The organism is Erwinia sp. S38 (assembly GCF_016624545.1).
Classification (GTDB): domain Bacteria; phylum Pseudomonadota; class Gammaproteobacteria; order Enterobacterales; family Enterobacteriaceae; genus Erwinia; species Erwinia coffeiphila.
This window is the reverse complement of the sequence record NZ_JACVTS010000090.1, coordinates 1-294: the sequence shown is the minus strand read 5'-3', so window position 1 is coordinate 294 and position 294 is coordinate 1. Positions and strand designations below refer to the sequence as shown.

Here is a 294-nt window from a genome sequence, read left to right as displayed (position 1 = left end):
TTGATAATGATTTGCGCCAATAGCAGCCAGGGTCAGCACAATCAGCATTTCTATATCACCGGGGTGACCCCAGTTGAGGTCCTGGATATGGTGGGTCACATTCCAGCCACTTTGTGCCAATGTGGGTAGCGCAGGCTGCGAGAACAGAATGCAGACTTCGGGAGATTCTGCTTGCTGGCTTTGGCGCTGCGCCCGTTCGCTAACGTCAACCAGTGTGTCTTTGCCGCCGCTATCGTAAACCTCACCCCGGGTCAGGCAGACCGAACCATCGTGACCGACCAGCCATAACGCAGC

The 294-nt window shown here is 55.8% G+C and carries 1 pseudogene; it reads right to left on the bottom strand.

The features are described 5' to 3' along the window. Positions 1-294 (bottom strand): annotated as a pseudogene (locus IBT46_RS27115) (hypothetical protein); the annotation flags it as partial.